Below are 25,158 nucleotides of genomic sequence, written 5' to 3'. Positions count from 1 at the left end.
GGCGGCGGTCGGCCTCCGGAAGGGGCCGACCGCCGATCCGCGAACTGAGCACCACGGGCTCCACGCACACCGTGATCTCGCAGTGGCTTCGGCAACGTGACCGAAGTAACTGCCGGATCACGGAAGAAAGACGCAGATCGATTACGTCTGCTACGTGGGGTCAGCGGGCGGTCTCCGCCCGTACCAATCAGCGGCAACAGGCCGCACGATACTTTTTCAGACGACAGCGAAGGACACCGAGGCCATTATGGCGGGACAGAAGATCCGCATCCGGCTTAAGGCCTATGACCACGAGGTCATCGACAGCTCGGCCAAGAAGATCGTCGAGACGGTGACGCGGACTGGCGCGAAGGTCGCGGGCCCGGTGCCGCTGCCGACCGAGAAGAACGTGTACTGCGTCATCCGCTCGCCGCACAAGTACAAGGACAGCCGCGAGCACTTCGAGATGCGCACGCACAAGCGGCTGATTGACATCATCGACCCGACGCCGAAGACGGTCGACTCGCTCATGCGACTCGACCTCCCCGCCGGCGTCGACATTTCGATCAAGCTCTGAGGGAACGCACTGACATGGCTAAGACGATCAAGGGCGTCCTGGGCAAGAAGCTCGGCATGACCCAGGTCTTCGACGCGGACAACCGGATGGTTCCGGTGACCGTGGTCGAGGCCGGTCCGTGCGTGGTGACCAGGGTCCGCACCGCAGACAAGGACGGCTACACCGCCATCCAGCTCGGCTACGGACAGGTCGACCCCCGGAAGGTCAACAAGCCGCTCGGCGACTACCTGCGTAAGCACGAGATCACCCCGCGCCGTTACTTCGCGGAGATCCGCACCGACGACGCGAGCGACTACACCCTCGGCCAGGAGCTGCTGGCTGACACCTTCGAGGCCGGCCAGTACGTCGACGTCACTGGCAAGTCCAAGGGCAAGGGGTTCGCCGGTGTCATGAAGCGTCACGGCTTCAAGGGCCTGGGCGCGTCGCACGGTACGCAGCGCAAGCACCGCTCGCCGGGTTCCATCGGTGGCTGCGCCACCCCTGGCCGCGTATTCAAGGGTCTTCGCATGGCCGGTCGGATGGGTAACGTCCGCACCACCGTGCAGAGCCTCAAGGTTCACGCCGTGGACGCCGAGAACGGTCTCATCCTGATCAAGGGTGCGATCCCCGGCGCCAACGGCAGCCTGGTCCTCGTCCGCACCGCTGCAAAGAAGGGGGCTGCCAAGTGACCAGCATTGACGTCCTCGACGCCAGCGGCGCGAAGACCGGCTCCGTCGACCTGCCCGAAGACATCTTCGGCGCCAAGGTCAACATCCCGCTGATCCACCAGGTCGTCGTGGCCCAGCTCGCCGCTCGCCGGCAGGGCACGCACAAGGCCAAGACCCGTGGCGAGGTCAGGGGTGGCGGTAAGAAGCCTTACCGCCAGAAGGGCACCGGTCGCGCCCGTCAGGGTTCGACCCGCGCGCCGCAGTTCACCGGTGGTGGCACCGTCCACGGTCCGCTCCCGCGTGACTACTCCCAGAAGACGCCCAAGAAGATGAAGTCCGCCGCCCTGCGTGGCGCTCTCTCGGACAGGGCGAGCGGCGGTCGCGTGCACGTGGTCAGCGGCCTGGTCACCGGCGAGACGCCGAAGACCAAGGCGGCCATCGAGGCCCTGCGTAAGATCACCGAGGCCAAGACCGTCCTGGTCGTGGTCGACGAGACCGACGAGCTCACCTGGCTGAGCCTGCGCAACGCGCCGGAGGTCCACCTGCTGGACGCCGGTCAGCTGAACACCTACGACGTGCTCGTGCACGACGACGTGGTCTTCACGCAGGAGGCCTACGACCAGGTCGTGGCTCGGCTGCAGAAGAGCGGGAAGGAAGAGGCCTGATGCAGAAGATCGCCGACCCGCGCGACATCATCATCAAGCCGGTTGTCTCTGAGAAGAGCTACGGCCTGATCGATGAGAACAACAAGTACACGTTCCTGGTGAAGAAGACCGCGAACAAGACCCAGGTCAAGATCGCCGTCGAGCAGATCTTCGGGGTCAAGGTCACCAACGTGAACACCATCAACCGGCAGGGCAAGCGCAAGCGCACCCGCGCCGGTTTCGGCAAGCGTCCCGACACCAAGCGCGCGATCGTGAGCTTGGCCGAGGGCGACAGGATCGACATCTTCGGTCAGATCGGCTAGCCGACAACTAACAAGAAACGTGCTCGTCAGGCCGCCATAACTGGTCGGTGCTCGCACAGGCAGGTGATGGCGGCCCGCGTTGCACGTTTCTCATTAGTAAGTAAGCGCAGGCCGTACGGCCCGCGGGGATGAGACCGCCGTGCGAGAGCACGGCGGGCTCACCCATGTAACCGACGAAGGATGAACGAAAAAGATGGGCATCCGTAAGTACAAGCCGACGACCCCGGGTCGCCGCGGCTCGAGTGTCTCGGACTTCTCCGAGATCACCCGCAGCACGCCCGAGAAGTCGCTGCTTGCTCCCCTTCACAACAAGGGTGGCCGTAACGTCCACGGCCGGGTCACCGCTCGCCACCAGGGCGGTGGGCACAAGCGCGCCTACCGGATCATCGACTTCCGCAGGCATGACAAGGATGGCATTCCGGCGAAGGTCGCTCACATCGAGTACGACCCCAACCGCACCGCCAACATCGCGCTGCTGCACTACGCCGACGGCGAGAAGCGCTACATCATCGCGCCGACCGGCCTCAAGCAGGGCGACAGGATCGAGAACGGCCCCGCGGCCGACATCAAGCCGGGCAACTGCCTGCCGCTGCGCAACATCCCGACCGGTACCTTCATCCACGCGGTGGAGCTCCGTCCGGGCGGCGGCGCCAAGCTCGGCCGTTCCGCCGGTGCACAGATCCAGCTGCTCGCCAAGGAGGGCCAGTACGCCACGCTGCGTATGCCGTCCGGCGAAATGCGCATGGTCGACGTGCGCTGCCGCGCGGCGGTCGGCCAGGTCGGCAACGCCGAGCAGGCCAACATCAACTGGGGCAAGGCCGGCCGTATGCGGTGGAAGGGCAAGCGCCCGACCGTCCGTGGTGTGGCCATGAACCCCGTCGACCACCCGCACGGTGGTGGTGAGGGTAAGACCTCCGGTGGTCGCCACCCGGTCAACCCCAAGGGCAAGCCCGAGGGCCGTACCCGTCAGGCGAACAAGGCCAGCGACAGGCTGATCATCCGCCGTCGGTCCAAGAGGAAGAAGCGGTAGGAGCAGCCGAAATGCCACGTAGCCTTAAGAAGGGTCCCTTCGTGGACGACCACCTTCAGAAGAAGGTGGACGCCCAGAACGAGAAGGGCACCAAAACCGTCATCAAGACGTGGTCGCGGCGTTCCATGATCGTGCCCGACATGCTCGGTCACACGATCGCCGTTCACGACGGCCGCAAGCACGTCCCGGTGTTCGTCACCGAGTCGATGATCGGTCACAAGCTCGGTGAGTTCGCCCCCACGCGGACCTTCCGCAGCCACGTCAAGGAAGACCGCCGCAGCCGGCGGTAAGCGCCTTCAGAAGCATCAGAGGAGTAAGCGATGGAAGCCAGGGCTCAGGCGCGGTTCGTCCGTGTCACGCCCCAGAAGGCCCGCCGCGTGGTGGACCTTATTCGCGGGCTGCCCGCTTCGGAGGCGCAGGCCGTGCTGCAGTTCGCTGCCCAGGCAGCGAGCGAGCCGATTTACAAGGTGCTCTCGAGCGCGATGGCGAACGCTGAGCACAACTTCAAGCTCGACCCGCAGACGCTTGTCGTGAGCCGTGCGTGGGTCGACGAGGGCCCGACGCTGAAGCGGTTCCGTCCGCGTGCCCAGGGTCGCGCCTATCGGATCAACAAGCGGACGAGCCACATCACCGTGATCGTGGAGTCCCGCGAGCCGAAGGGAAGGACCCGATAGTGGGCCAGAAGGTTAACCCGCACGGGTTCCGCCTCGGCATCACGACCGACTTCAAGAGCCGGTGGTACGCCGACAAGCTGTACAAGTCGTACGTCGCCGAGGACGTGGCGATCCGTCGCATGCTGCAGAAGGGCATGGAGCGGGCCGGCATCTCCAAGGTCGAGATCGAGCGTACGACCGACCGCGTTCAGGTCGACATCCACACCGCGCGTCCCGGCATCGTCATCGGCCGCCGCGGCGCCGAGGCCGACCGCATCCGCGGTGACCTGGAGAAGCTGACCAAGAAGCAGGTCCAGCTCAACATTCTCGAGGTCAAGAACCCCGAGATCGACGCCCAGCTCGTCGCGCAGGGCGTGGCCGAGCAGCTCTCCAGCCGTGTCTCCTTCCGCCGTGCCATGCGCAAGGCGATGCAGTCGGCGATGAAGAGCGGCGCCAAGGGCATCAGGGTCGCCTGCTCCGGTCGTCTCGGCGGCGCCGAGATGTCGAGGTCGGAGTTCTACCGCGAAGGCCGGGTGCCGCTGCACACGCTGCGCGCGGACATCGACTACGGCTTCTACGAGGCCCGTACCACCTTCGGCCGCATCGGCGTGAAGGTGTGGATCTACAAGGGTGAGGCTCCGACGAGCCGCGCCGAGCGTGAGGCGGCTGCCGCCGGTGCTCGCGCCGGCCAGCGTCGTGACCGCGACGACCGTCGTGGTGGCGGCGAGCGTCCCCGTCGTGGTGGCGCCGGTGGCGCCCGCCGCGGTGGCGGCGGCCGTGGAGACCGTGCCCCCAGGACTGAGGCTGCCTCCCAGGCTGCCCCCGAGACCGGCCCGGCTGCGCAGCCGGGTGCTGAAGGGAGCTGACCATGCTGATCCCGCGCAGGGTCAAGCACCGCAAGCAGCACCGGCCCGACCGCAGCGGAGCCGCCAAGGGCGGCACCAGGGTTGTGTTCGGCGAGTTCGGCATTCAGGCGATTGAGCACTCCTACGTGACCAACCGCCAGATCGAGTCGGCTCGTATCGCCATGACCCGTCACATCCGCCGTGGCGGCAAGGTGTGGATCAACATCTACCCCGACCGTCCGCTCACCAAGAAGCCCGCCGAGACCCGCATGGGTTCCGGTAAGGGTTCGCCGGAGTGGTGGATCGCGAACGTCAAGCCTGGTCGCGTGATGTTCGAGCTGTCCGGCGTCGCCGAGCCCATCGCTCGTGAGGCGCTGACGCGTGCGATCCACAAGCTTCCGATGAAGTGCAAAATCGTTAAGCGTGAAGTGGGTGAGGCGTGATGGCTAAGGGCCTGACCGCCGGAGAGCTGCGGCTCGAGGACCAGGACACCCTGGTTCAGAAGCTGAAGGAGGCGAAGGAGGAGCTGTTCAACCTCCGCTTCCAGTCGGCGACCGGTCAGCTGGAGAGCCACGGGCGGCTGCGCGCCGTCCGCCGCGAGATCGCCCGTATCTACACCGTGATGCGCGAGCGCGAGCTCGGAATCGTCACGGTCGAGAAGGAGACGAGCGATGTCTGAGGCAACCGAGAAGAGCGCGCGGAACTACCGCAAGACCCGTGAGGGCCTGGTCGTCAGCGACAAGATGGACAAGACCGTCGTCGTCGCCGTCGAGGACCGCGTGAAGCACCCGCTGTACGGCAAGGTCATCCGCCGTACGACCAAGTACAAGGCGCACGACGAGGCCAACAGCTGCGGCGTCGGCGACCGCGTTCTCCTGATGGAGACCAGGCCGCTGTCCGCCACCAAGCGCTGGCGGGTCGTCGAGGTGCTTGAGAAGGCCAAGTAAGGTCTTCCGTATAGATGCGCGCCTCGTGGGGGGTGGAGACACCCCCCATGACGGTGTCCAAGGACACGGGGGCTCCTCGCGGTGACCGTGCCACCGAGCACGGCGCCCGGGACAAGCCCTCGCGTCGCCTGCGGTGCGGCCCCTTCGGGGCTGTAGCCGGAGGACCAAGACCACTCAGAGTTCCGCCAGGCTCAGCGATGAGAACCGGCGGAGACCAACAGGAGTTGACGTGATCCAGCAGGAGTCGCGACTCAAGGTCGCCGACAACACGGGTGCCAAGGAGATCCTTTGCATCCGCGTTCTCGGTGGCTCGGGTCGACGCTACGCGGGAATCGGCGACGTCATCGTCGCCACGGTGAAGGACGCACTTCCCGGCAGCACTGGTGTGAAGAAGGGCGACGTCGTCAAGGCGGTCATCGTCCGTACGGTGAAGGAGCGCCGCCGTCCTGACGGCTCCTACATCCGCTTCGACGAGAACGCCGCCGTCATCATCAAGGACAGCGGTGACCCTCGTGGCACCCGCATCTTCGGCCCGGTGGGCCGTGAGCTGCGTGACAAGAAGTTCATGCGCATCATCTCGCTCGCGCCGGAGGTGCTGTGATGACGAAGCTGCACGTGAAGAAGGGTGACCTGGTTCAGGTCATCGCCGGCAAGGACAAGGGTGCCAAGGGTCGTGTGATCTCGACGAACCCGCGCGAGGACCGCGTGGTCGTCGAGGGCGTCAACATGATCAAGAAGCACTCGAAGGAGAACCTCAACGGTCCTCGCGGCGCCAAGCAGGGCGGCGTCGAGACCATGGAGGCTCCCATCCACGTGAGCAACGTGAAGAAGCTCAAGGATGACGAGAAGCCTGCCAAGAAGGCCGACCAGGCCGACGAGTCGGGTGAGGACAACTGATGACTGCCACGACTACTGAGACCGAGCGTCCCACGCCGCGCCTCAAGACGAAGTACCGCGAGGAGATCATCGCGAAGCTTCGTGACGAGTTCGGCATCGAGAACATCATGCTGGTGCCCGGCCTGACCAAGATCAAGGTCAACATGGGCGTCGGCGAGGCGGCTCGCGACTCGAAGCTCATCGAGGGCGCTGTCCGTGACCTCACCACGATCACCGGCCAGAAGCCCGCGGTCGTCAGGGCCCGCAAGTCCATCGCGCAGTTCAAGCTGCGTGAGGGCATGCCGATCGGCGCGCACGTCACGCTGCGCGGCGACCGCATGTGGGAGTTCCTCGACCGTCTGCTCTCGCTGGCGCTGCCCCGCATCAGGGACTTCCGCGGCCTGTCGCCCAAGCAGTTCGACGGCAACGGCAACTACACCTTCGGTCTGACCGAGCAGGTCATGTTCCACGAGGTCGACCCGGACAAGGTCGACCGTCCGCGTGGCATGGACATCACGGTCGTGACCACGGCGAAGAACGACGATGAGGGCCGGGCGCTGCTGAAGCTTCTCGGTTTCCCGTTCAAGGAGGCCTGAGCATGGCTAAGACGTCTCTGAAGGTGAAGGCGGCGCGCAAGCCGAAGTTCGCGGTTCGCGCCTACACCCGCTGCTCGCGCTGCGGGCGTGCGCACGCCGTCTACAAGAAGTTCGGCCTGTGCCGCATCTGCTTCCGCGAGATGGCGCACCGGGGCGAGCTGCCGGGCATCACCAAGTCCAGCTGGTGACATCCTCCCGCGGGTGCTCCCTCTCATGGAGGGAGCACCTCGCGGGAGATGGCATCCTTCTGTAGGGCGTTTCGCGCGTCCTATCAGAGGCTTCGGGGTTCCGTCCCCGCCGAGCCGTACGAGAAATATCAACGGGGCGCCGTTCGAGGCGCCCATGACCGCGCCGAAGGTCCACCGGTAGAGCACGGCTTCACCGACTGGATACCGCGGCGAGGAAGGCCGTTGGCCATGACGATGACCGACCCGATCGCAGACATGCTCACGCGTCTGCGCAACGCGAATTCGGCATATCACGACTCCGTGACCATGCCGTATTCCAAGATCAAGGCGCACATCGCCGAGATCCTCCAGCAGGAGGGCTACATCCAGTCTTGGACCGTCGAGGACGCCAAGGTTGGCAAGAACCTCGTGGTGGAGCTCAAGTTCGGGCCGAGCCGTGAGCGTTCGCTCGCGGGGCTGCGCCGGGTTTCCAAGCCCGGGCTGCGTGTTTACGCGAAGAAGGACAACCTGCCTCGAGTCCTGGGCGGACTGGGCGTCGCGATCATCTCGACGTCCGGTGGCCTCATGACCGACAAGCAGGCCGGCAAGCGTGGTGTGGGCGGGGAAGTCCTCGCCTACGTTTGGTAACGAGGGGAGGACTACAGCATGTCGCGAATCGGACGGCTGCCCATCCCTGTACCGAGCGGCGTCGACATCACGATCGACGGCCAGGATGTCCAGGTCAAGGGCCCGAAGGGCACGCTTTCGCACACGGTCGTTGAGCCCATCACGGTGGCTCGCGACGACGACGGCACCATCGCCGTCTCCCGGCCCAACGACGAGAACAAGGTCCGCGCTCTGCACGGCCTTTCTCGGACGCTGATCGCCAACATGGTGGCCGGTGTCACCCAGGGCTACTCCAAGACCCTGGAGATCGTCGGTGTCGGTTACCGCGTCGCGGCCAAGGGCCCGACGCAGCTGGAGTTCGCTCTGGGCTTCAGCCACCCGGTGATCGTGGACGCCCCCGAGGGCATCACCTTCCGCGTCGAGAAGCCGACCCTGTTCCACGTGGACGGCATCGACAAGCAGAAGGTCGGCGAGGTCGCCGCCAACATCCGCAAGCTGCGCAAGCCCGACCCGTACAAGGGCAAGGGCGTGCGTTACCAGGGCGAAGTTATCCGCCGCAAGGTCGGAAAGGCTGGTAAGTAGGCATGGCTCCCAAGACTGCGTACAGCAAGCACACGGCTGCTCGCACCGTCTCGCGGGCCCGCCGTCACGGCCGCGTCCGCAAGAAGGTTGTCGGTACGGCCGCGCGTCCGCGCCTGGTCGTCAACCGCTCGACCCGTCACCTGTTCGTGCAGATCGTGGACGACTCCGTCGGCCACACGCTGGTCAGCGCCTCCACCATGGACGCCAGCCTGCGCACTGCCGAGGGCGACAAGACCGAGAAGGCCAAGAAGGTCGGCGAGCTCCTCGCTCAGCGGGCCAAGGAAGCCGGGATCACCGCCGTGGTCTTCGACCGTGGTGGCAACCGGTACGCCGGCCGTATCGCGGCTCTGGCGGACAGCGCCCGCGAAGGTGGGCTCGAATTCTGATGGCAACTGCTGAGAAGAGGAACCACTGATGGCTGCAGCTCCGCGTCGCGGTGGCGGCACCGGTGGCGAGCGGCGGGACCGTCGTGACGATCGCCGCGGCGGCGCCGCCGACAAGGGCGTCTCGTACATCGAGCGCGTAGTGAAGATCAACCGAGTGGCCAAGGTCGTGAAGGGTGGTCGTCGCTTCAGCTTCACCGCCCTGGTTATCGTCGGTGACGGCAACGGCCTGGTCGGCGTCGGTTACGGCAAGGCCAAGGAAGTTCCCGCGGCCATCGCCAAGGGTGTCGAGGAGGCGAAGAAGCACTTCTTCCGCGTTCCCCGCATCCAGGGCACCATCCCGCACACCGTGCAGGGTGAGGAGGCGGCCGGTGTCGTCTTCCTGCGTCCGGCTTCCGCCGGTACCGGTGTGATCGCCGGTGGCCCGGTGCGCGCCGTTCTGGAGTGCGCCGGCATCCACGACGTGCTGTCCAAGTCGCTCGGCTCGGACAACCCGATCAACATCGTGCACGCCACCGTGGCGGCGCTGAAGGGCCTGTCCACGCCGGAGGCGATCGCCGCCCGCCGTGGCCTGGCGATCGAGGACGTCGCTCCGAAGGCGATGCTCAAGGCTCGCGCCGAGGGCCTGGCCGAGGCCGCTGCCGCGGCTAAGGCGGTGAGCTAGTCATGGCACGCCTGAAGATCACTCAGGTTCGCTCGAAGATCGGTGGCAAGCAGAACCAGCGCGACTCGCTGCGTTCGCTTGGCCTGAAGCGAATCGGCGATGTCGTCGTCAAGGAGGACCGTCCCGAGATCCGTGGGATGGTCGCCGTGGTGACGCACCTCGTCGAGGTGGAAGAGGTCGACTAGTCATGACTGACAAGGCTCCGCTGAAGATCCACGACCTGCGTCCCGCCAAGGGCGCCAACAAGGCCAAGGTCCGCAAGGGCCGTGGCGAGGCGTCCAAGGGCAAGACCTCCGGTCGTGGCACCAAGGGCACGACGTCGCGCAACACCGTCCCTCTCGGTTTCGAGGGTGGCCAGGTGCCGCTGCAGCGTCGTCTGCCGAAGTACAAGGGCTTCTCCAACGCCCTGTTCAAGACGACCTACCAGGTCGTCAACCTGGACAAGATCGGTGAGCTGTTCCCCGAGGGTGGCGAGGTCACCGTCGAGACGCTGGTCGCCAGGGGCGCTGTCCGCAAGAACCAGCCGGTCAAGGTCCTCGGTACCGGCGAGATCTCCGTCGCGGTGAACGTGCAGGCTCACGCCTTCTCGGGTTCCGCCAAGGAGAAGATCGCCGCTGCCGGTGGGTCCGTTACCGAGCTGTAAGTGCCATTACTAGGCACGGGGGTCCTGACAATGGGCTCCCGTGCCTGTAGTGCGTTAGAGTTCGCGAGACGGCAGGGTTCTGTCCTGCTCGACGCCTGACCTTGAGACTCAGATGGCTGATCCCCGCACCATCGCAGACCCATACCGCCTTCACGGCGTGCTGGAGGGACCGTGCTGACCGCGTTTACCCGGGCGTTCCGGACGCCGGACCTGCGCAAGAAGTTGCTCTTCACTCTGGGCATCATCGCGCTGTTCCGCCTCGGCTCGGTTCTTCCGACTCCGGGTGTTCACACCGAGAACATTCGCGCCTGTCTCGCACAGGCCCAGGCCGGTGAGTCCGGCAACATCTACGGCATGGTGCAGCTGTTCAGCGGCGGCGCTCTGCTGAAGCTGTCGGTGTTCGCGCTGGGCATCATGCCGTACATCACCGCGAGCATCATTCTTCAGCTGCTGGTCGTGGTGATCCCGCGCCTGGAAGCCCTGAAGAAGGAGGGCCAGGCAGGGCAGACGAAGATCACGCAGTACACGCGTTATCTGACCATCGGCCTCGCCATCCTGCAGTCGACCGCGTTCATCGCGCTGGCGCGCACCGGGCAGCTGTTCCCGCAGTGCAACCAGCAGGTGCTGCTCGATCCCGACAACGTCTTCAGCATCGTGACGATGGTCATCATCATGACGGCGGGCACCTCGGTCATCATGTGGCTGGGCGAGCTCGTCACCGACCGCGGTGTCGGCAACGGCATGTCGATCCTCATCTTCACGCAGGTCGTCGCGGTCTTCCCGTCCGAGCTGATGAACATCTTCCGCGCCAACCCCTTCACCTTCGCCGTGGTATTGGTGGTCGGTATCTTCATGATCGCCGCGGTGGTCTTCGTCGAGCAGGCGCAGCGCCGGGTCCCCGTGCAGTACGCCAAGCGCATGGTCGGCCGCAGGATGTACGGCGGCACCTCGACCTACATCCCGCTGAAGGTCAACCAGGCGGGCATCATCCCGGTCATCTTCGCCTCGTCGCTGCTCTACCTGCCGCAGCTGCTGGTGTCACTGTTCGCGAACGCCACCGCGGAGGACGTCAACCCCGTGGTCGAGTGGGTCTCGCGGAACCTGGTCACGGGTGACACGCCGGTCTATATGATCACCTTCTTCGCGCTGATCGTGTTCTTCACCTACTTCTATGTGTCGATTACCTTCAACCCCGCCGAAGTCGCCGACAACATGAAGAAGTACGGTGGGTTCATCCCGGGCATCCGTCCGGGTCGGCCCACGGCCGAGTACCTGAACTTCGTTCTGACCCGCCTGACCGCGCCCGGTGCGCTCTACCTCGGTCTCATCTCGATGGTGCCGATCGTCGCACTGGCGGTCGCGGGGGCGAGCCAGAACTTCCCGTTCGGAGGGACGAGCATCCTGATCATGGTTGGTGTCGGCCTTGACACGGTGAAGCAGATCGAGAGCCAGCTGCAGCAGCGCAACTACGAAGGCTTCCTGCGGTAGTGCGTCTCGTTCTGGTCGGGCCCCCCGGAGCGGGTAAGGGGACACAAGCCCAGTTCATCGCATCGAACCTGTCCATCCCGAAGATCTCGACAGGTGACATCTTCCGTGCCAACGTCTCGGGCGGCACGGAGCTCGGCAAGCTCGCCAAGACCTTTATGGACCGTGGCGACCTCGTGCCCGACGAGGTCACCATCGCCATGGTCCGCGATCGGCTGTCCGAGGACGACGCGCAGGATGGTTTCCTGCTCGACGGCTTCCCTCGCAACGTCCCGCAGGCCGAGATCCTGCGCGACATGCTGAAGGACTGGGATCAGAAGCTCGACCTGGTCCTGGAGCTCGTGGTCGACGACGAGGAGGTCGTCCGCCGGCTGGCCGGACGGCGCACCTGCAGTCAGTGCGGTCGCATCTGGCACGTCGAGTTCGACAACAAGCGGGACGACATCTGCGACGCCTGCGGCGGCACGCTGTTCCAGCGTGACGACGACAAGGAGGAGACCGTCAGGCATCGCCTGGAGGTCTACCAGGAGCAGACCTCGCCGCTGATCCGCTTCTACGCCGACGAGGGCCTCCTGGTCGGGGTCGACGCGACCGGTCCCGTCGAGGAGATCACCCAGCGGGCGATGAAGGAGATCCGGCCCTACGCCGGGTAGCGAGAACCGAAGACGCCGGCCCTGTTGATCAGGGTCGGCGTTATTCATGCCCAATAACAGTGGTGGCGTGATTCATATGCGTATTGCGGGATCAAGCCCACTGTGGGGGAATTGGGCTCCAGTGTTTGCCCGTTGAACCACCCTGGGGGGTGTCGAACTTGTTCAAGAAGAACAGGCATGGAATCCAGATCAAGTCGCCGGAGCAGCTGGAGAAGATGCGCGCGGCCGGTCTGGTGGTCGGGCGGACGCTGGACCTGCTGAAGCGCTCGGTGGAGCCGGGCATGACGCCGCTCGACCTGGACGCCATCGCGGAGAAGGCGATCAGGGGCGAGGGCGCGATCCCGTCGTTCAAGGGCTACCAGGGTTTTCCCGCGACGATCTGCGCGTCGGTCAACCACGAGGTCGTGCACGGCATCCCGTCGAACGAGCGCAAGCTGCGCGAGGGCGACATCATCTCGATCGACTGCGGCGCCATCCTCGACGGGTGGCACGGCGACTCGGCGGTGACCGTACCGGTGGGGGAGGTCGCCCCCGCGCTGACGGAGCTGATGCGGGTGACGGAGGAGTCGATGTGGCGCGGCATCGCCGCGCTGTCGGTCGGCCGTCACCTGTCGGATGTCGGCTACGAGGTCGAGAAGTACGTCAAGTCGCAGGGGCGGTACGGCATCCCGCAGGAGTACGGCGGGCACGGCATCGGCACCGAGATGCACATGGACCCCTGGGTGGCCAACCACGGGCGTCCTGGTCGCGGCCCGGCCTTCGAGGTGGGGATGTGCCTGGCGATCGAGCCCATGGTGAACCTGGGTACGCCCCGCACCCGCGTGCTGGACGACGACTGGACCGTCGTGACGATCGACGGAAAGGCGTCCGCACACTTCGAGCACAGCGTCGCGGTGACACATAATGGACCTTGGGTGCTTACCGCCCTCGACGGGGGCAAGGAGCGCCTGTCGCAACTGCTGGACTGAGGCGGGAAGTGGTGGGGATGGCGCAGAGCCCCGAAATGCGTGCATCGGACGTCGACCGCGATCGGGTGGCAGCCATCCTCCGCGAACACACGGCGCAGGGCCGGATCACGGTCGAGGAGTTCAACGAGCGGCTGGAGCAGGTCTACCAGAGCAAGACCTACGGCGAGCTCGCCAGGGTGACCGCCGACCTTCCCGAGGTCGACCTGCGGGCCCAGGCCGCCAAGCTTCCCGCCACCACGTCCTCGCAGGCGGGGATGCACGCCGGGATGAAGGGCGCCTGGGCGGCGTGGGCGTCGGCCGTCGCGGTGACCTCGGTGATCTGGCTGCTGACCGACTTCGGCGGCTACTTCTGGCCGATGTGGGTGGCCGGTCCGTGGGGCGCTTTGCTCCTTGTTAGTACGATTTTCGGCACTAATCGGAAATAGCCCCATCTGTGCACTAATGCACTGTGTGGATTTGTGCGCGGAACGCGTGGCGGCGGCTTCCTAACGTGAGTGGCACATCACTCACAGGAGGAAGAAATGCGCAAGATTCTCGCAGCAGCAGCCATCGCGGGCTCGGCCATCACCACCCTGGCCATCGCCCCCGCCGTCCAGGCGGCCACCGCCGCCTCTCCGGCCGTCACGACCGCCTCCGCCGGGAGCTGGGGCAAGTACTTCTCCGGTGACGGCAAGGCCTACACCTTCGGCAAGACCTTCAGCTCTCACGGCAAGGTCTACACGAAGTGGTACGGCGTGGATAGATCCGGCGGCAAGCGCGGCTACGTGTGGTTCGAGTACTACAAGGGCGGCACGTGGCACAAGTTCGCCCAGGGCTGGGACGGCAAGCACTCCAGCGGCTGGAGCGGCCACGGCATCAAGAAGGTCTACACCTACACGTGCTACGGCGCCTCGAAGTTCGAGCACTGCGGTAGCAAGCACCGCATCTACTGAGATTCTCACCAGGAAGGCCCGCCGGTCACCCGGCGGGCCTTCGCCGTTGCCTGTCCCGGTACGGCGGGTAATAGATCCACTCTTTACCGCTGGTCGTAGTTGGCGGTGATCGTGCAGGGTAGATGATCTTTGACGATGGAACCATCGCAATGGGGGGACGATGGGCCTGAGGCGGTGTTCCGGGCTGTTGGCGAGGATCGCCATCATGGCGGTGGCGATCGGGTCACTGACGGCGGGAGCCGTACCGCAGGGTGGGCGGTATGTCTCCGTGGCGCCGAACCCCGCCAGGCCCGGTGCCCAGGTGACGGTCACGACCGACGCCTGCCTCGGGACCGCGGGGCTGAGGGCCGTGTCGCAGGCCTTCCCCGGCTTCGCGGTGAGCCTGTCGCCGACGAACGGCCGGATGCGCGGCACGACCACGCTGGGGCGGGACCTGAAACCGAACCGGTACCCGGTCACCGTGCGCTGCGCCGACGCGGACGCGACCGGCTACCTCACGGTGGCCGGGCAGCACCCGGTCAAGGGCCCGGACACCGGTGGAGGCGGTCTGACGATGGCGGCTCAGCCGTCCCGCGGGCCGTGGCTGGCCGGGGCGCTGGCCGTCCTTGTCGCGGTGGGCGGTGCCGCGACCTTCGTCACCAGGAGGAAGCGCCGTCCGCGACGCGACGGCGCACCGTGAGCACGTGCCCGCCCGGCCCGGCGAGTCGGCGGCCGCTGGGGCCGGGCGGGCACGTCGTCCTGGCGGCCGCGCTGGCGGCGTCGGGCGGATGCGCGCCCGCAGCGCCCTCCGTGCCCGCAGCGCCCGCAGCGCCCGCAGCGCCCGCAGCGCTCGACGAGCTCGGGTACGAGCGCGTCGCACCTGCCTTCGACGACCGGTGGCCCGCGCCGCTGCCGGGGGAACTGGGCAGGGCCGAGCCGACGCACGTCCTCGTCCCGCGACTGGGGATCGAGGCGCCGCTGGTGGTGCTCGGCGTGAGCGACGGCGGGGAGCTGGCCGTACCTCCGCTGGATCATGCCGAGGTCGCCGGCTGGTACGGCGGCGGCCCCACGCCGGGGGAGAGAGGGTCGGCGGTGATCGCCGGGCACCTGGACACCAGGACGGGGCCGGCGGTCTTCGCGCGCCTGGCGGAACTGCGCAAGGGTGACGTGGTCGGCGTGGTGCGCGGCGACGGTACGGTGGCGGTGTTCTCCGTCGAGCGGACGGAGCGCGCGCCCAAGACGAGCTTCCCCGCCGACGAGGTCTACGGGGCCACCGCCGAGCGTAGGCTCGTGCTGGTGACCTGTGGAGGGGCCTTCGACCGCCGGACGCGGTCCTATGCCGACAACCTCATCGTCCACGCGATGTTCAGGGCGGCCTATGCAGCCGGGGATCTGAGGTAACCTTGGCTGTGGTTGTGTCAGGACACCTGGCTTGTGCATTTCGCATTTTCCCGCCGGGTGTCGTACACTCCTTAGTCGGCTCACTATGGCCATCCTGTGTTGGCGGTCCTGCAGACCGCCGCTCTCATTCGATGCGGATGGCCGCGGCTGCTTAGTGATCCGAAACCTCAGACGACCGATCAGTGAAACGCGAGGGACATGGCCAAGAAAGACGGCGCCATCGAGATCGAGGGCACTGTGGTTGAGTCGCTCCCGAACGCGATGTTCAGGGTGCAACTCGACAACGGCCATAAGGTCCTGGCCCACATCAGCGGACGGATGCGGATGCACTACATCCGAATCCTGCCGGACGACCGGGTAGTCGTGGAACTGAGCCCTTACGACCTGAGTCGTGGGCGGATCGTCTACCGATACAAGTAAAACGTCTGAGGAATCACGAAGGACTATGAAGGTTAAGCCGAGCGTTAAGAAGATCTGCGACAAGTGCAAGGTGATCCGCCGGCACGGTCGCGTCATGGTGATCTGCGACAATCTGCGCCACAAGCAGCGTCAGGGCTAGTCGCGAAGGCTTTTCCGAGTCCGCCCCTCCAGGGGAGCGGGCTCGACGCATGACAAGCCTGAATCAGTAATCGCGCGTCACACCCACGAAAGTGGGCCACCCCCGGTCGGAGGCCGGGGCCCTCACCCCGGGCATGGGGAGGGGAGTGAGGCGCAAGACCTCCGCCACAGTGAAGGAGAATGCCCGACCATGGCTCGCCTGGTTGGCGTCGACCTCCCCCGCGAAAAGCGGCTGGAGATCGCTCTCACCTACATCTACGGAATCGGCCGCACCCGCGCCCTGGAGATCCTCCAGGCCACCGGCGTCAGCGGCGACCTCCGTGTGCACCAGCTCTCCGACGCGGAGCTCGTCCCGATGCGTGACTACATCGAGGCGAACTTCAAGATCGAGGGTGACCTGCGCCGTGAGGTCCAGGCCGACATCCGTCGCAAGATCGAAATCGGTTGCTACCAGGGCATCCGTCACCGCAAGGGTCTTCCCGTCCACGGCCAGCGCACGCAGACCAACGCGCGCACCCGTAAGGGCAAGAAGAAGACCGTCGCCGGTAAGAAGAAGCCCGGTAAGAAGTAGTCCTCGCAGCCGCGGGACCGAAGACCTCAGGAGTGAAGGCAAAGAATGCCTCCTAAGAGCCGCCAGGGTGCGCCCAAGAAGGTGCGCCGCAAGGAAAAGAAGAACGTCGCTCACGGGCACGCCCACATCAAGAGCACGTTCAACAACACGATCGTCTCGATCACCGACCCGAACGGGAATGTGATCTCCTGGGCCAGCGCCGGCCACGTGGGTTTCAAGGGCTCCCGTAAGTCCACCCCGTTCGCCGCTCAGATGGCCGCCGAGAACGCCGCCCGCCGCGCCATGGAGCACGGCATGCGCAAGGTCGACGTCTTCGTGAAGGGCCCCGGCTCCGGCCGTGAGACCGCGATCCGTTCGCTGCAGGCGACGGGCCTCGAGGTCGGCTCCATCCAGGACGTGACCCCGGTTCCGCACAACGGCTGCCGTCCGCCGAAGCGCCGCCGCGTCTGACACCCAGGAGATATTGAGAAATGGCTCGTTACACGGGTGCGGACTGCAAGCTCTGCCGTCGCGAGAAGACCAAGCTCTTCCTCAAGGGCAGCAAGTGTGAGTCCGCGAAGTGCCCCATCGAGATCCGTCCTTACCCGCCGGGTGAGCACGGCCGCGGCCGTCCGAAGGAGTCTGAGTACCAGCTCCAGCTTCGTGAGAAGCAGAAGACCCGCCGCATCTACGGCGTCCTCGAGAAGCAGTTCCGCAACTACTACGAGGAAGCCAACAAGAAGGGCGGCAAGACCGGCGAGAACCTCCTCCAGATTCTGGAGAGCCGTCTCGACAACGTGGTCTACCGCGCCGGTTTCGCCCAGTCGCGCGACGCCGCTCGCCAGCAGGTCCGTCACGGCCACATCCTGGTGAACGGCAAGAAGGTCGACATCCCGTCGTACCGCGTGCGTGAGCACGACATCGTCGAGGTCCGCGAGAAGGCCGTCAACATGCTGCCCTACGAGGTGGCCAAGGCGACCGCCGGCGACAAGACGATCCCGGCCTGGCTGGGCGTCGTGCCGGAGAAGCTCCGCGTCCTGGTTCACCAGCTGCCGGTTCGCCAGCAGATCGACACCCAGGTGCAGGAGCAGCTGATCGTCGAGCTCTACTCCAAGTAAGCCCTTTACTTGGACGAGACGGGGCGGCGTGCCTGTCGCAGGTTCGCCGCCGCCGCTCGCAGGCTTCCCCAAAGGTCTGGGTTTCCTGGCCGGCGGGGTCGGATGGGGTACGGCATGCCGTACCCCATTTAGGCTGTTTATCGGAGTGGTGTCATATAGCGGGCGCCACACGACAAGGGGAGATCCCGAAACATGCTGATCGCTCAGCGTCCGACTCTTCTCGAAGAGTCCATCGACGAGACCCGGTCCAAGTTCGTCATCGAGCCGCTGGAGCCGGGCTTCGGCTACACCATCGGCAACTCGCTGCGTCGCACGCTGCTGTCGTCCATCCCGGGCGCGGCGGTGACGAGCATCCGCATCGAGGGCGTGCTGCACGAGTTCTCGACCGTTCCCGGTGTGAAGGAAGACGTCACCGACATCATCCTGAACCTCAAGGAGCTGGTCGTCTCCTCCGAGCACGACGAGCCCGTCGTGATGTACCTGCGCAAGCAGGGCCCCGGCGAGGTCACCGCCGCCGACATCGCGCCTCCGGCCGGTGTCGAGGTGCACAACCCCGAGCTGCGCATCGCCACGCTGAACGGCAAGGCGAAGCTGGAGATGGAGCTGACCGTCGAGCGCGGTCGCGGCTACGTCTCCGCCGCGCAGAACAAGCAGCCGGGCCAGGAGATCGGTCGTATCCCGATCGACTCCATCTACTCCCCGGTGCTCAAGGTCACCTACAAGGTCGAGGCGACCCGTGTCGAGCAGCGCACCGACTTCGACAGGCTGATCCTCGACGTCGAGACCAAGGCCGCGATGAAGCCCCGCGACGCGGTGGCCTCCGCGGGCAAGACCCTGGTCGAGCTGTTCGGGCTGGCTCGGGAGCTCAACGTCGAGGCCGAGGGCATCGACATCGGTCCTTCGCCCACGGACGCGGCCCTCGCGGCCGACCTGGCGCTGCCGATCGAGGAGCTCAACCTCACGGTCCGTTCCTACAACTGCCTCAAGCGCGAGGGCATCCACACCGTGGGTGAGCTCGTGGCCCGCAGCGAGCAGGACCTGCTCGACATAAGGAATTTCGGCGCCAAGTCCATCGAAGAGGTCAAGCAGAAGCTGCACGAGATGTCGCTGGCGCTCAAGGACTCCCCGCCCGGGTTCGACCCGAGCGCGGTGGCCGGCGGCGGCTACGACGACGACGACAGCGCGTACGTCGAGACCGAGCAGTACTAGAAGACCAAGGGCGAGGGGCTTCGCGTCCCTCGCCCGAACCGCGCAGGATTCCTCCTGCGCGGTCCCGGATGACCCGGGTCCTGGGAAACCAGCTGGATATATCGCGGGCCGCCCACGTGGCGGCCTGGCGGCTCGACTCCGGTACCTGACACGGCCGGGGCGGGTTCACTCTCAAGGAGAACGCAATGCCCAAGCCCACCAAGGGTGCACGTCTTGGCGGCAGCCCGGCTCACGAGCGGCTGATCCTGGCGAACCTCGCCACGGACCTGTTCCGCCACGGTCGCATCACCACCACCGTGACCAAGGCCAAGCGCGTCCGCCCGCTGGCGGAGCGCCTGATCACCAAGGCCAAGAAGGGCGACATCCACAACCGTCGCCAGGTGCTGACCGTCGTCAAGGACAAGGGCGTCGTCCACCACCTCTTCACCGAGATCGCGACGACCTTCGCCGAGCGTCCCGGTGGCTACACCCGCATCACCAAGATCGGTAACCGTAAGGGCGACAACGCGCCCATGGCGGTCATCGAGCTGGTGACCGAGGCTCTGAACCAGGTCACCACCGGCCGTACGGCTCCCGCCGCCGCTGCCGCCCCGGCCGCCGCCGAGGCTGTGGAGGAGGTCGTCGAGGAGACGACCGAGGAGAGCGCCGAGGCTCAGGCCGAGGAGAGCGCCGAGACCGCGGAGGCCGCCGAGGCTCCCGCCGACGAGGCGAAGAAGGACGAGGCCTGATCTTTCAGGCCCATGGGCCCGGCACCCTTCTGGGTGCCGGGCCTTCCCCATTCTTCCTGGAGGGATGATCGTGGTACGGCTCCGCCTCGACCTCGGCTACGACGGCACCGACTTCTCCGGTTGGGCCCGGCAGCCGCAACGGCGCACCGTGCAGGGCGAGATCGAGGACGCGCTCGGCAAGATCCTCAGGCTGGACGAGGTCTCGCTCACCGTGGCGGGCAGGACCGACGCGGGCGTCCACGCGCGCGGCCAGGTCGCCCATGTCGACCTGCCGATGACCGCGCTCGGCGAGCTGGAGCGCAACCGCCGCAAGGGCGAGCCCGCCGTCGAGGAGAGCGTCGATGAGCGGCTCGCCACGCTGCTGAGGCGGCTGGCCGGGGTCCTGCCGCCGGATGTGCGGGTTCATCGCGTCAGCGTGGCTCCTGAGGGCTTCGACGCCCGCTTCTCCGCGCTCTCCAGGCGGTACGTCTACCGCGTCTATGACGCGCCCGGCGGTGTCGAGCCGCTGCGGCGCGCCGAGATCGTGTGGCACGCCCGCCCGCTCGACCTCGACGCGATGATCGCCGGAGCCGCCCATCTGCTCGGCGAGCACGACTTCGCCGCCTTCTGCAAGAAGCGGGAAGGCGCCACCACGATCAGGGAGCTGCAGCGGCTCGACTGGGTGCGTACCCCCAGCGGGGTGCTGGAGGCGACCGTCGTGGCCGACGCCTTCTGCCACTCCATGGTCAGAGCGCTCGTCGGGTGCCTGCTCGCCGTGGGAGACGGCAGGCGGCCCGTGGAGTGGCCCGCGCTGGTGCTGGCGGGAGTCGTACGGGATTCGGGGGTGCATGTCGCGCCCGCGCACGGCCTGTGCCTGGAGGAGGTCGGCTACCCGCGGGACGAGGAGCTGGCCGCCAGGGCGGCCGCGACCCGCAGGGTCCGCACGCTCACTCGGTGATTCTGCGCTCCAGCACCAGCGAGGTGTGGTCGCGGAAGGCGCCGCTGACGGCGCTCAGACTCTTCTCCTTGGCGGTCGGGGTGTGGCCGTCGGCGAACGTCGCGTAGCTGAAGACGATGTAGCGGCCCCACAGCAGGCCCGCCGCATAGCCGCCCGCGATGTGCACCCGGTGCGCGCCGCTGGAGGCCGAGCCGGGCAGCGGACGGAACCACAGGTTCTTGTCGAGGTCCTTCGCCTGGTCGGCGGCCGCGGCTGCCTCCTTGGTCGGCAGGACGGCGATGCCCGTGGTGACCGCGTGCTTCTTCTTCTCGTCGACGTACGTCGCCCGCAGGATCCGGCTGCACTTCTGGTCGCGCAGCGCTGTGGCGAACGGGCCCGTGGCCGCCTGCTCACAGTTGTCGGACATGTCGACCTTCACCCGCATATAGACGCGACCACCGAGATCGACCTTCTGCTCGGGGAACGCCTCGTTGATCGACATCTTCTCCGGGTCGGTGCCCTCGGAGTTGAGCAGCGAGTTGGCCAGCGGGTCGTCGGTGCCCGCGACGGACGGCACCGCGCTGGGCACCGCCGACGCGCCAGGGTCGGCGCTTTCCCCGGTGCTCATCGATCGGTAGGCGAAGAAGCCGCCGGTGGCGACCCCCGCCACGACGAGGACGCCGAGGGTGGCGATCAGCGCCTTCTTGCCCTTGCTCGGCTCCTTGACGGGGGGGGCGGGCGGGGGCGCGATGCCGCCCTGCGGCATCGGCGAGAACGGGTCGAAGGCCGCCGCCGGAGCGCCGTGCGGCGGCGTCGGCAGGTCGGCGGCAGGCACTCCACCTGGTACGGCGGGCGCCGCTCCGGTGCCGGTGTGCACGATGGGGACCACGCCACTGCCGGTCTGGACGGCAGGCGCCGTTCCGGAGCCGGTCGGTCCAGTCGGTACGGCGGGCGGCGCTTCGTCGCCGGGGCCGGTGCCGTTGCTGGGCGGGGCGGGATGCGCGGGGAGGCCGGATGGGGGCGGGATCGCGGGCAGCGGGGCTCCATCGGTCGGGAACGGGGGGTCGTCCAGTGCGTCGTTGGGCGACATGCCGTTGGGCGACGCGTTGGCTCCTGGGACGTCGGTCGCGGATGTGCCAGGGCCGGGCGGGCTCGCGGTGGGCGACCCTGCGCCGGATGCGTCCCCGCTCGTGCCAGCCGAGCCTGTGGTGGGTGACCCTGCGCCGGATGCGGCCCCGCCTGTGCCAGCCGAGCCCATGCCAGCCGAGCCCGTGTCGGCCGCGCCTGCGTCGGGTCTGCCGGGTCTGGATGCGCCCTCGTCGGCCGAGTCGGTGCCGGTCGAGCTCATGCCAGCCGAACCCGTGCCGGTCGAGCTCATGCTGGCCGAAACCGTGTCGGTCGAGCTCATGCCAGATGAGCTCGGGCCTGCCGGGTCCGTGCCCGTCGAGCTTGTGCCGGATCCGCCGAAGCTGGGTGCGTCCTCGCCGGCTGAGCCCGTACCGGTCAAGCCTGCGCCGGGTGCACCCGTACCGGGCGAGCTTGTGTTGGGTGCGCCTGCGCCGGGTGCGCCTGTGTCGGGCGGGCTCGCGTCGGGGGCGCCTGGGGTCGGTGAGCCGCCGAAGGCGGGGTCGGTCGGCCTCGGGGTGGTGGCGCGGTCGGTGGGGGCGTCGTCCAGGATGTCGGCGGGCGGTTCGTCGCCCTTGGTGCGTCCCCACGTGGCGCTGTCGAACGGGAGATCCGGGATGCGGTCGCCGGGCTGGTGGTCCTCGTTCGATGAGTGCGGGGGCCAGACGGGGACGTCGCCGGGTTCGGCGTGGGCGAACGCGACCGTCATGTTCGGGTCGAGGTTCTGGGGCTCCTGCGAACCGTCGTGGTCGTCGAGGGGCTCACCGGTGGCGGCCGGCCATGGGGGCATGGCCGGCGCGTCTGTGGTGGAGGACGGCCACACCTTCATGCCCGCGGCGGCCGCGGTGAAGGCCTGCGGGGGCTGCCAGGTGTCGGCCTGCTCGGGCTCGGTCTGCCACGCGGCGGGAGACGGCGTCCACGACCCTGACTGCTGGACCGGCGCGGCCTGAGCGGGTGCGGCCTGCGGGCCCGACGAAGGCTGCCCCTCCGCGTGGGACGCATCGGCCTGCGGGTGCTGCCAATCGGCGTGCGGGCCGGATGGTGGCTGCCATTCGGTCTGCGGGTGCTGGTCGGGGTGCGGCCCGGATGGCGGCTGCCATTCGGCCTGGGGCGGCTGGACGGCGTGTGACCCAGACTGTGGCTGCCATTCGGTCTGCGGGTGCTGGTCGGGGTGCGGCCCGGACGGTGGCTGCCACTCGGCGTGAGAGGGCTGATCGGCGTGTGAGGGCGCCCAAGGAGACTGTGCCTCTCCGGACGTCGGCGTCCAAGGCGCGGGAGGCTGGTCGGGGGCCCAGGGGGAGGGCGGCTCGGGCAGCGGTGGGTGCGGGGCGCCGAACGACGGGGGCGGAGTCGCGCCGTGCGTCGCAGGACCGGGCACCGGCGGCTGCGGGATGCCATGCATCGCAGTACCGGGCATGGGGGGCTGCGGGACGCCGTGCATCAGCGGGCCGGGCGCAGGGGGCTGGAGGGCGCCGGGCATGAGGGGTTGAGGGGCGCCGGGTGGCGGGGGGTAGGGCGCGCCGGGAGGCACGGGAGCACCGAGGGCAGGCGGCTGCGCGGCGCCGGGGGCTGCCCATGCGGCCTGCTGGAGCCCGGACGGCAACGCGGGCGAGCCAAGCTGCGCTGCGTGCGAGCCGGACGGCGCGGCGGGCGGGCCAGGCTGCGACGCGTGCGGGCCGGGCTGTGACGTGGGTGGGCCGGGCTGCGGTGAAGCCAACGGGGTCTCCGCTCCAGGCTCGGGGTCGGCGAACCAGTCGTAGGGCTGGCCGTCCTCGGTCTGCTCCCACGGTTGGGCCGCGGTCGACCACGTCTCGGCAGGCACCCCGGGGAACGTGGGCCGTGGGCTGCCGGGCCTGGGGCGCTCGATCGTCGCGTCCTCCACGGGCGAGGGCCGTCCCGCGTCGTCACCGACCCGCGGCTGCCCCGCGTCGGAGACAGCCTCGTGCGTCGACGGAGATCCAGGCGCGGTCTCGGGGGACCACGGGGATCCCGATGCGGTCTCGGGCGACCACGGGGACGCGGCCTCAGGCGTCGACGGAGATCCAGGCGCGCTCTCGGGCGACCACTGGGATCCCGATGCGGTCTCGGGCGACCAGGGGGCTCCAGGCCCGGATGTGGCATCGGGGGCCCACGGGCTGCCGGCGACGGGAGGGTGGCCCGCGTCAGGAGCCATGGCGGGCTCGGCGGCCGGTAGGTCCGGGGGCAGGCCCTGGTAGACGGGGATGGGCGGTCGGGCCGACGCCGTACCGGAGTCGATCACCTGACCGGCGGAGAGGTCGCCGAAAGGAGCCAGCGCGTCGCCGTGCGACGCGCTGTGGGCGCTCTCCTGGAAGGCTGATGGGGCCTGCACCGTCGGCCTGCCGAAACTCGGCGGTGGCGTCGCCGGTGCGGCTGAGCCGTCCGTTTCGCGCTCGTGCTCAGACCCAGATTCCTGGCCACGCATAGGGGGAGCCTAACCATAGTCACGAGATCGCCATGCCCGTATGGGTGTTCTCGGGCGGATCGGCCGGGTGGTTCGTCCCTTTCAAGCGCTAATTGGGTGGTTTCAGCCTGCCCGTCGGCCGCTGAGCGAGCGTGAGTCGAGTGCCGGGTACACCGTCGCCTTCGTCACGTCGGCACCCGCCTGGGAAAGCTGCTTGGCGCCCTTCTTGTCGGGCTCGTGGCCGTCCTTGAACTGGACATAGAGCATGACCGCGTAGTGCCCGTGGGTGGCCACGTGGACGCTGGCCTCGCCCGCGCCGATGAACTTGGTGATGTCGTCCTTGCCCGCCAGCGGCTTCACGAACAGCTTGCTCTCGCCCTTGGTGCGTACGGAGGCGGCGACCTTCGCCGACGCCTTGCCGTCGAGCAGGTTGGCGACGCCGACCGTACCGATGATCTTGCCGGACTTGTCCTTGAAGGTGGCCCGGATGAGCTGCGTGCACTTGCCTGACTTGAGCGCCTTGTCGAGCTTGTCGCCCTCGGCCGCGTCCCCACACTTCTTGTCGGTCTTGAGGATCGTCACCTCATATGAGCGGCCGTCGACCTTGAACTTCTTCTTGGGGAAGAGCTCCTTCTGCGTGAGCGTGTCGGGGTCGCTCTCGCGGGAGGCGGCGAAGCCGTACTTGTCGGACGGGGCGACCGGCTGGTCGACGGCGGGCGCGCTGGCGCGGCCCACGGGGTCGGCCGTCGGGTCGGGGCCGGCGCTGTTCCACATCACCACGATGCCCGCCACGAGCGCGCCGAGGACGGCCAGGCCGCCGAGGGCGAACCACAGCGGTGTACGCGAGCGCGGGCCCTCGTCATAGGGGCTCCACATCGCGCTGCGCTGTTGGGTGGGGGTTTCGTCGGTCTTCTTGGTGGAACCCATGCGC

Annotated in this window: 39 protein-coding genes; 37 read left to right on the top strand and 2 right to left on the bottom strand. The window is 67.5% G+C overall.

The genetic code is table 11. The annotated features are described in order from the left end of the window. Window positions 1-247: 247 nt before the first annotated feature. From rpsJ to truA, 36 genes are all read left to right on the top strand, one after another. A complete protein-coding gene (gene rpsJ, locus ACFXJ8_RS02315) occupies window positions 248-556 on the top strand; it encodes a 30S ribosomal protein S10 (RefSeq protein WP_012887830.1) in 309 nt (102 codons plus the stop codon). 14 nt (window positions 557-570) lie between these two features. Beyond that, the gene (rplC, locus tag ACFXJ8_RS02310; protein ID WP_358143263.1) at window positions 571-1,224 is read left to right on the top strand and encodes a 50S ribosomal protein L3; all 654 of its coding nucleotides are present in this window, start codon (window positions 571-573) and stop codon (window positions 1,222-1,224) included. Next, window positions 1,221-1,868, top strand: a complete 648-nt coding sequence (gene rplD, locus ACFXJ8_RS02305) for a 50S ribosomal protein L4 (RefSeq protein WP_379641970.1) — start codon at window positions 1,221-1,223, stop codon at window positions 1,866-1,868. Before rplC ends, rplD begins: the two co-directional genes overlap by 4 nt. Continuing rightward, window positions 1,868-2,170 (top strand): 50S ribosomal protein L23, encoded by a 303-nt coding sequence (gene rplW / locus ACFXJ8_RS02300; RefSeq protein ID WP_379641969.1) that lies wholly within the window; start codon window positions 1,868-1,870, stop codon window positions 2,168-2,170. The genes rplD and rplW overlap by 1 nt, the downstream gene beginning before the upstream one ends. Window positions 2,171-2,363: 193 nt before the next feature. Further along, complete coding sequence (gene rplB / locus ACFXJ8_RS02295) at window positions 2,364-3,200, top strand: 50S ribosomal protein L2 (RefSeq protein ID WP_113701138.1); 837 nt, start codon at window positions 2,364-2,366, stop codon at window positions 3,198-3,200. Window positions 3,201-3,211: 11 nt separating this feature from the next. Continuing rightward, window positions 3,212-3,490, top strand: a complete 279-nt coding sequence (rpsS, locus tag ACFXJ8_RS02290) for a 30S ribosomal protein S19 (protein ID WP_327108825.1) — start codon at window positions 3,212-3,214, stop codon at window positions 3,488-3,490. 30 nt (window positions 3,491-3,520) lie between these two features. Beyond that, window positions 3,521-3,874 carry a 50S ribosomal protein L22 gene (gene rplV / locus ACFXJ8_RS02285; protein ID WP_183650890.1) on the top strand — a complete coding sequence of 118 codons (354 nt, stop codon included), beginning with the start codon at window positions 3,521-3,523 and terminating at the stop codon, window positions 3,872-3,874. Beyond that, window positions 3,874-4,719 (top strand): 30S ribosomal protein S3, encoded by an 846-nt coding sequence (rpsC, locus tag ACFXJ8_RS02280; RefSeq protein WP_379641968.1) that lies wholly within the window; start codon window positions 3,874-3,876, stop codon window positions 4,717-4,719. The genes rplV and rpsC overlap by 1 nt, the downstream gene beginning before the upstream one ends. Window positions 4,720-4,721: 2 nt before the next feature. Further along, window positions 4,722-5,141, top strand: coding sequence for a 50S ribosomal protein L16 (gene rplP, locus ACFXJ8_RS02275; RefSeq protein ID WP_358143252.1), 420 nt, complete (start codon window positions 4,722-4,724; stop codon window positions 5,139-5,141). Continuing rightward, window positions 5,141-5,377: a 50S ribosomal protein L29 gene (gene rpmC / locus ACFXJ8_RS02270; protein ID WP_379570566.1), complete on the top strand. Its 237-nt coding sequence runs from the start codon at window positions 5,141-5,143 to the stop codon at window positions 5,375-5,377. The genes rplP and rpmC overlap by 1 nt, the downstream gene beginning before the upstream one ends. Next, the gene (rpsQ, locus tag ACFXJ8_RS02265) at window positions 5,370-5,645 is read left to right on the top strand and encodes a 30S ribosomal protein S17 (RefSeq protein ID WP_379570568.1); all 276 of its coding nucleotides are present in this window, start codon (window positions 5,370-5,372) and stop codon (window positions 5,643-5,645) included. Before rpmC ends, rpsQ begins: the two co-directional genes overlap by 8 nt. A gap of 229 nt (window positions 5,646-5,874) precedes the next feature. Continuing rightward, entirely contained in the window at window positions 5,875-6,246 is a 372-nt protein-coding gene (rplN, locus tag ACFXJ8_RS02260; RefSeq protein WP_026214151.1) for a 50S ribosomal protein L14, read from the top strand. Between the two features lie 8 nt (window positions 6,247-6,254). After that, window positions 6,255-6,542, top strand: a complete 288-nt coding sequence (gene rplX, locus ACFXJ8_RS02255; protein ID WP_379642062.1) for a 50S ribosomal protein L24 — start codon at window positions 6,255-6,257, stop codon at window positions 6,540-6,542. Further along, the gene (gene rplE / locus ACFXJ8_RS02250; RefSeq protein WP_358143246.1) at window positions 6,542-7,117 is read left to right on the top strand and encodes a 50S ribosomal protein L5; all 576 of its coding nucleotides are present in this window, start codon (window positions 6,542-6,544) and stop codon (window positions 7,115-7,117) included. Before rplX ends, rplE begins: the two co-directional genes overlap by 1 nt. Window positions 7,118-7,119: 2 nt before the next feature. Beyond that, window positions 7,120-7,305, top strand: coding sequence for a type Z 30S ribosomal protein S14 (locus tag ACFXJ8_RS02245; RefSeq protein ID WP_358143244.1), 186 nt, complete (start codon window positions 7,120-7,122; stop codon window positions 7,303-7,305). Between the two features lie 228 nt (window positions 7,306-7,533). Then, window positions 7,534-7,932 carry a 30S ribosomal protein S8 gene (gene rpsH, locus ACFXJ8_RS02240; protein ID WP_157252527.1) on the top strand — a complete coding sequence of 133 codons (399 nt, stop codon included), beginning with the start codon at window positions 7,534-7,536 and terminating at the stop codon, window positions 7,930-7,932. Window positions 7,933-7,950: 18 nt separating this feature from the next. Continuing rightward, a complete protein-coding gene (rplF, locus tag ACFXJ8_RS02235) occupies window positions 7,951-8,493 on the top strand; it encodes a 50S ribosomal protein L6 (protein WP_379641967.1) in 543 nt (180 codons plus the stop codon). Between the two features lie 2 nt (window positions 8,494-8,495). Next, a complete protein-coding gene (gene rplR, locus ACFXJ8_RS02230; RefSeq protein WP_379641966.1) occupies window positions 8,496-8,879 on the top strand; it encodes a 50S ribosomal protein L18 in 384 nt (127 codons plus the stop codon). A 28-nt stretch (window positions 8,880-8,907) separates the two neighbouring features. Then, entirely contained in the window at window positions 8,908-9,540 is a 633-nt protein-coding gene (gene rpsE, locus ACFXJ8_RS02225) for a 30S ribosomal protein S5 (protein ID WP_379641965.1), read from the top strand. A 2-nt stretch (window positions 9,541-9,542) separates the two neighbouring features. Then, a complete protein-coding gene (gene rpmD / locus ACFXJ8_RS02220) occupies window positions 9,543-9,725 on the top strand; it encodes a 50S ribosomal protein L30 (protein WP_020542293.1) in 183 nt (60 codons plus the stop codon). Between the two features lie 2 nt (window positions 9,726-9,727). After that, window positions 9,728-10,183, top strand: coding sequence for a 50S ribosomal protein L15 (gene rplO, locus ACFXJ8_RS02215; protein WP_379641964.1), 456 nt, complete (start codon window positions 9,728-9,730; stop codon window positions 10,181-10,183). 171 nt (window positions 10,184-10,354) lie between these two features. Further along, window positions 10,355-11,671, top strand: a complete 1,317-nt coding sequence (secY, locus tag ACFXJ8_RS02210) for a preprotein translocase subunit SecY (RefSeq protein WP_379641963.1) — start codon at window positions 10,355-10,357, stop codon at window positions 11,669-11,671. Further along, the gene (locus ACFXJ8_RS02205) at window positions 11,671-12,321 is read left to right on the top strand and encodes an adenylate kinase (RefSeq protein ID WP_379641962.1); all 651 of its coding nucleotides are present in this window, start codon (window positions 11,671-11,673) and stop codon (window positions 12,319-12,321) included. Before secY ends, ACFXJ8_RS02205 begins: the two co-directional genes overlap by 1 nt. 158 nt (window positions 12,322-12,479) lie before the next feature. After that, window positions 12,480-13,289, top strand: coding sequence for a type I methionyl aminopeptidase (gene map / locus ACFXJ8_RS02200; protein WP_379641961.1), 810 nt, complete (start codon window positions 12,480-12,482; stop codon window positions 13,287-13,289). Window positions 13,290-13,324: 35 nt separating this feature from the next. Beyond that, window positions 13,325-13,714, top strand: coding sequence for a DUF1707 domain-containing protein (locus ACFXJ8_RS02195; RefSeq protein WP_379641960.1), 390 nt, complete (start codon window positions 13,325-13,327; stop codon window positions 13,712-13,714). Window positions 13,715-13,810: 96 nt separating this feature from the next. After that, complete coding sequence (locus tag ACFXJ8_RS02190) at window positions 13,811-14,221, top strand: hypothetical protein (protein ID WP_379641959.1); 411 nt, start codon at window positions 13,811-13,813, stop codon at window positions 14,219-14,221. Between the two features lie 205 nt (window positions 14,222-14,426). Further along, complete coding sequence (locus ACFXJ8_RS02185) at window positions 14,427-14,900, top strand: hypothetical protein (RefSeq protein ID WP_379641958.1); 474 nt, start codon at window positions 14,427-14,429, stop codon at window positions 14,898-14,900. Next, complete coding sequence (locus tag ACFXJ8_RS02180) at window positions 14,897-15,601, top strand: class F sortase (RefSeq protein ID WP_379641957.1); 705 nt, start codon at window positions 14,897-14,899, stop codon at window positions 15,599-15,601. The genes ACFXJ8_RS02185 and ACFXJ8_RS02180 overlap by 4 nt, the downstream gene beginning before the upstream one ends. A 198-nt stretch (window positions 15,602-15,799) precedes the next feature. After that, window positions 15,800-16,021: a translation initiation factor IF-1 gene (gene infA, locus ACFXJ8_RS02175; protein ID WP_012887858.1), complete on the top strand. Its 222-nt coding sequence runs from the start codon at window positions 15,800-15,802 to the stop codon at window positions 16,019-16,021. Between the two features lie 25 nt (window positions 16,022-16,046). Beyond that, window positions 16,047-16,160, top strand: coding sequence for a 50S ribosomal protein L36 (rpmJ, locus tag ACFXJ8_RS02170; protein WP_003956441.1), 114 nt, complete (start codon window positions 16,047-16,049; stop codon window positions 16,158-16,160). Window positions 16,161-16,349: 189 nt separating this feature from the next. Continuing rightward, window positions 16,350-16,730 (top strand): 30S ribosomal protein S13, encoded by a 381-nt coding sequence (rpsM, locus tag ACFXJ8_RS02165; RefSeq protein ID WP_379641956.1) that lies wholly within the window; start codon window positions 16,350-16,352, stop codon window positions 16,728-16,730. A gap of 45 nt (window positions 16,731-16,775) precedes the next feature. Further along, window positions 16,776-17,180 (top strand): 30S ribosomal protein S11, encoded by a 405-nt coding sequence (gene rpsK / locus ACFXJ8_RS02160; protein WP_020542285.1) that lies wholly within the window; start codon window positions 16,776-16,778, stop codon window positions 17,178-17,180. Between the two features lie 20 nt (window positions 17,181-17,200). After that, complete coding sequence (gene rpsD / locus ACFXJ8_RS02155; RefSeq protein WP_379641955.1) at window positions 17,201-17,827, top strand: 30S ribosomal protein S4; 627 nt, start codon at window positions 17,201-17,203, stop codon at window positions 17,825-17,827. Window positions 17,828-18,019: 192 nt separating this feature from the next. Then, window positions 18,020-19,036: a DNA-directed RNA polymerase subunit alpha gene (locus ACFXJ8_RS02150; RefSeq protein WP_358143223.1), complete on the top strand. Its 1,017-nt coding sequence runs from the start codon at window positions 18,020-18,022 to the stop codon at window positions 19,034-19,036. A 185-nt stretch (window positions 19,037-19,221) separates the two neighbouring features. Beyond that, window positions 19,222-19,764 carry a 50S ribosomal protein L17 gene (gene rplQ, locus ACFXJ8_RS02145; RefSeq protein ID WP_379641954.1) on the top strand — a complete coding sequence of 181 codons (543 nt, stop codon included), beginning with the start codon at window positions 19,222-19,224 and terminating at the stop codon, window positions 19,762-19,764. Between the two features lie 64 nt (window positions 19,765-19,828). Further along, the gene (gene truA, locus ACFXJ8_RS02140) at window positions 19,829-20,701 is read left to right on the top strand and encodes a tRNA pseudouridine(38-40) synthase TruA (RefSeq protein WP_379641953.1); all 873 of its coding nucleotides are present in this window, start codon (window positions 19,829-19,831) and stop codon (window positions 20,699-20,701) included. Here truA and ACFXJ8_RS02135 read toward each other — a convergent pair. Then, on the bottom strand, window positions 20,691-21,770 hold the full coding sequence (locus tag ACFXJ8_RS02135; RefSeq protein ID WP_379641952.1) for a hypothetical protein: 1,080 nt from the start codon (window positions 21,768-21,770) through the stop codon (window positions 20,691-20,693). The two genes, truA and ACFXJ8_RS02135, sit on opposite strands and share 11 nt — an antisense overlap. An 823-nt stretch (window positions 21,771-22,593) precedes the next feature. On the opposite strand from ACFXJ8_RS02135, the gene ACFXJ8_RS02130 reads away from it, so the two are divergent. Beyond that, window positions 22,594-22,755, top strand: a complete 162-nt coding sequence (locus tag ACFXJ8_RS02130; RefSeq protein WP_379641951.1) for a hypothetical protein — start codon at window positions 22,594-22,596, stop codon at window positions 22,753-22,755. A gap of 1,595 nt (window positions 22,756-24,350) precedes the next feature. Here the strand turns inward: ACFXJ8_RS02130 and ACFXJ8_RS02125 are convergent. Further along, the gene (locus ACFXJ8_RS02125) at window positions 24,351-25,154 is read right to left on the bottom strand and encodes a hypothetical protein (RefSeq protein ID WP_379641950.1); all 804 of its coding nucleotides are present in this window, start codon (window positions 25,152-25,154) and stop codon (window positions 24,351-24,353) included. Between the last annotated feature and the right edge of the window lie 4 nt (window positions 25,155-25,158).

It is taken from the genome of Nonomuraea sp. NPDC059194, from assembly GCF_042754765.1.
Lineage (GTDB): Bacteria > Actinomycetota > Actinomycetes > Streptosporangiales > Streptosporangiaceae > Nonomuraea.
Note: the sequence above shows the minus strand (reverse complement) of the source record. Positions and strands in the feature narration are given on the sequence as shown.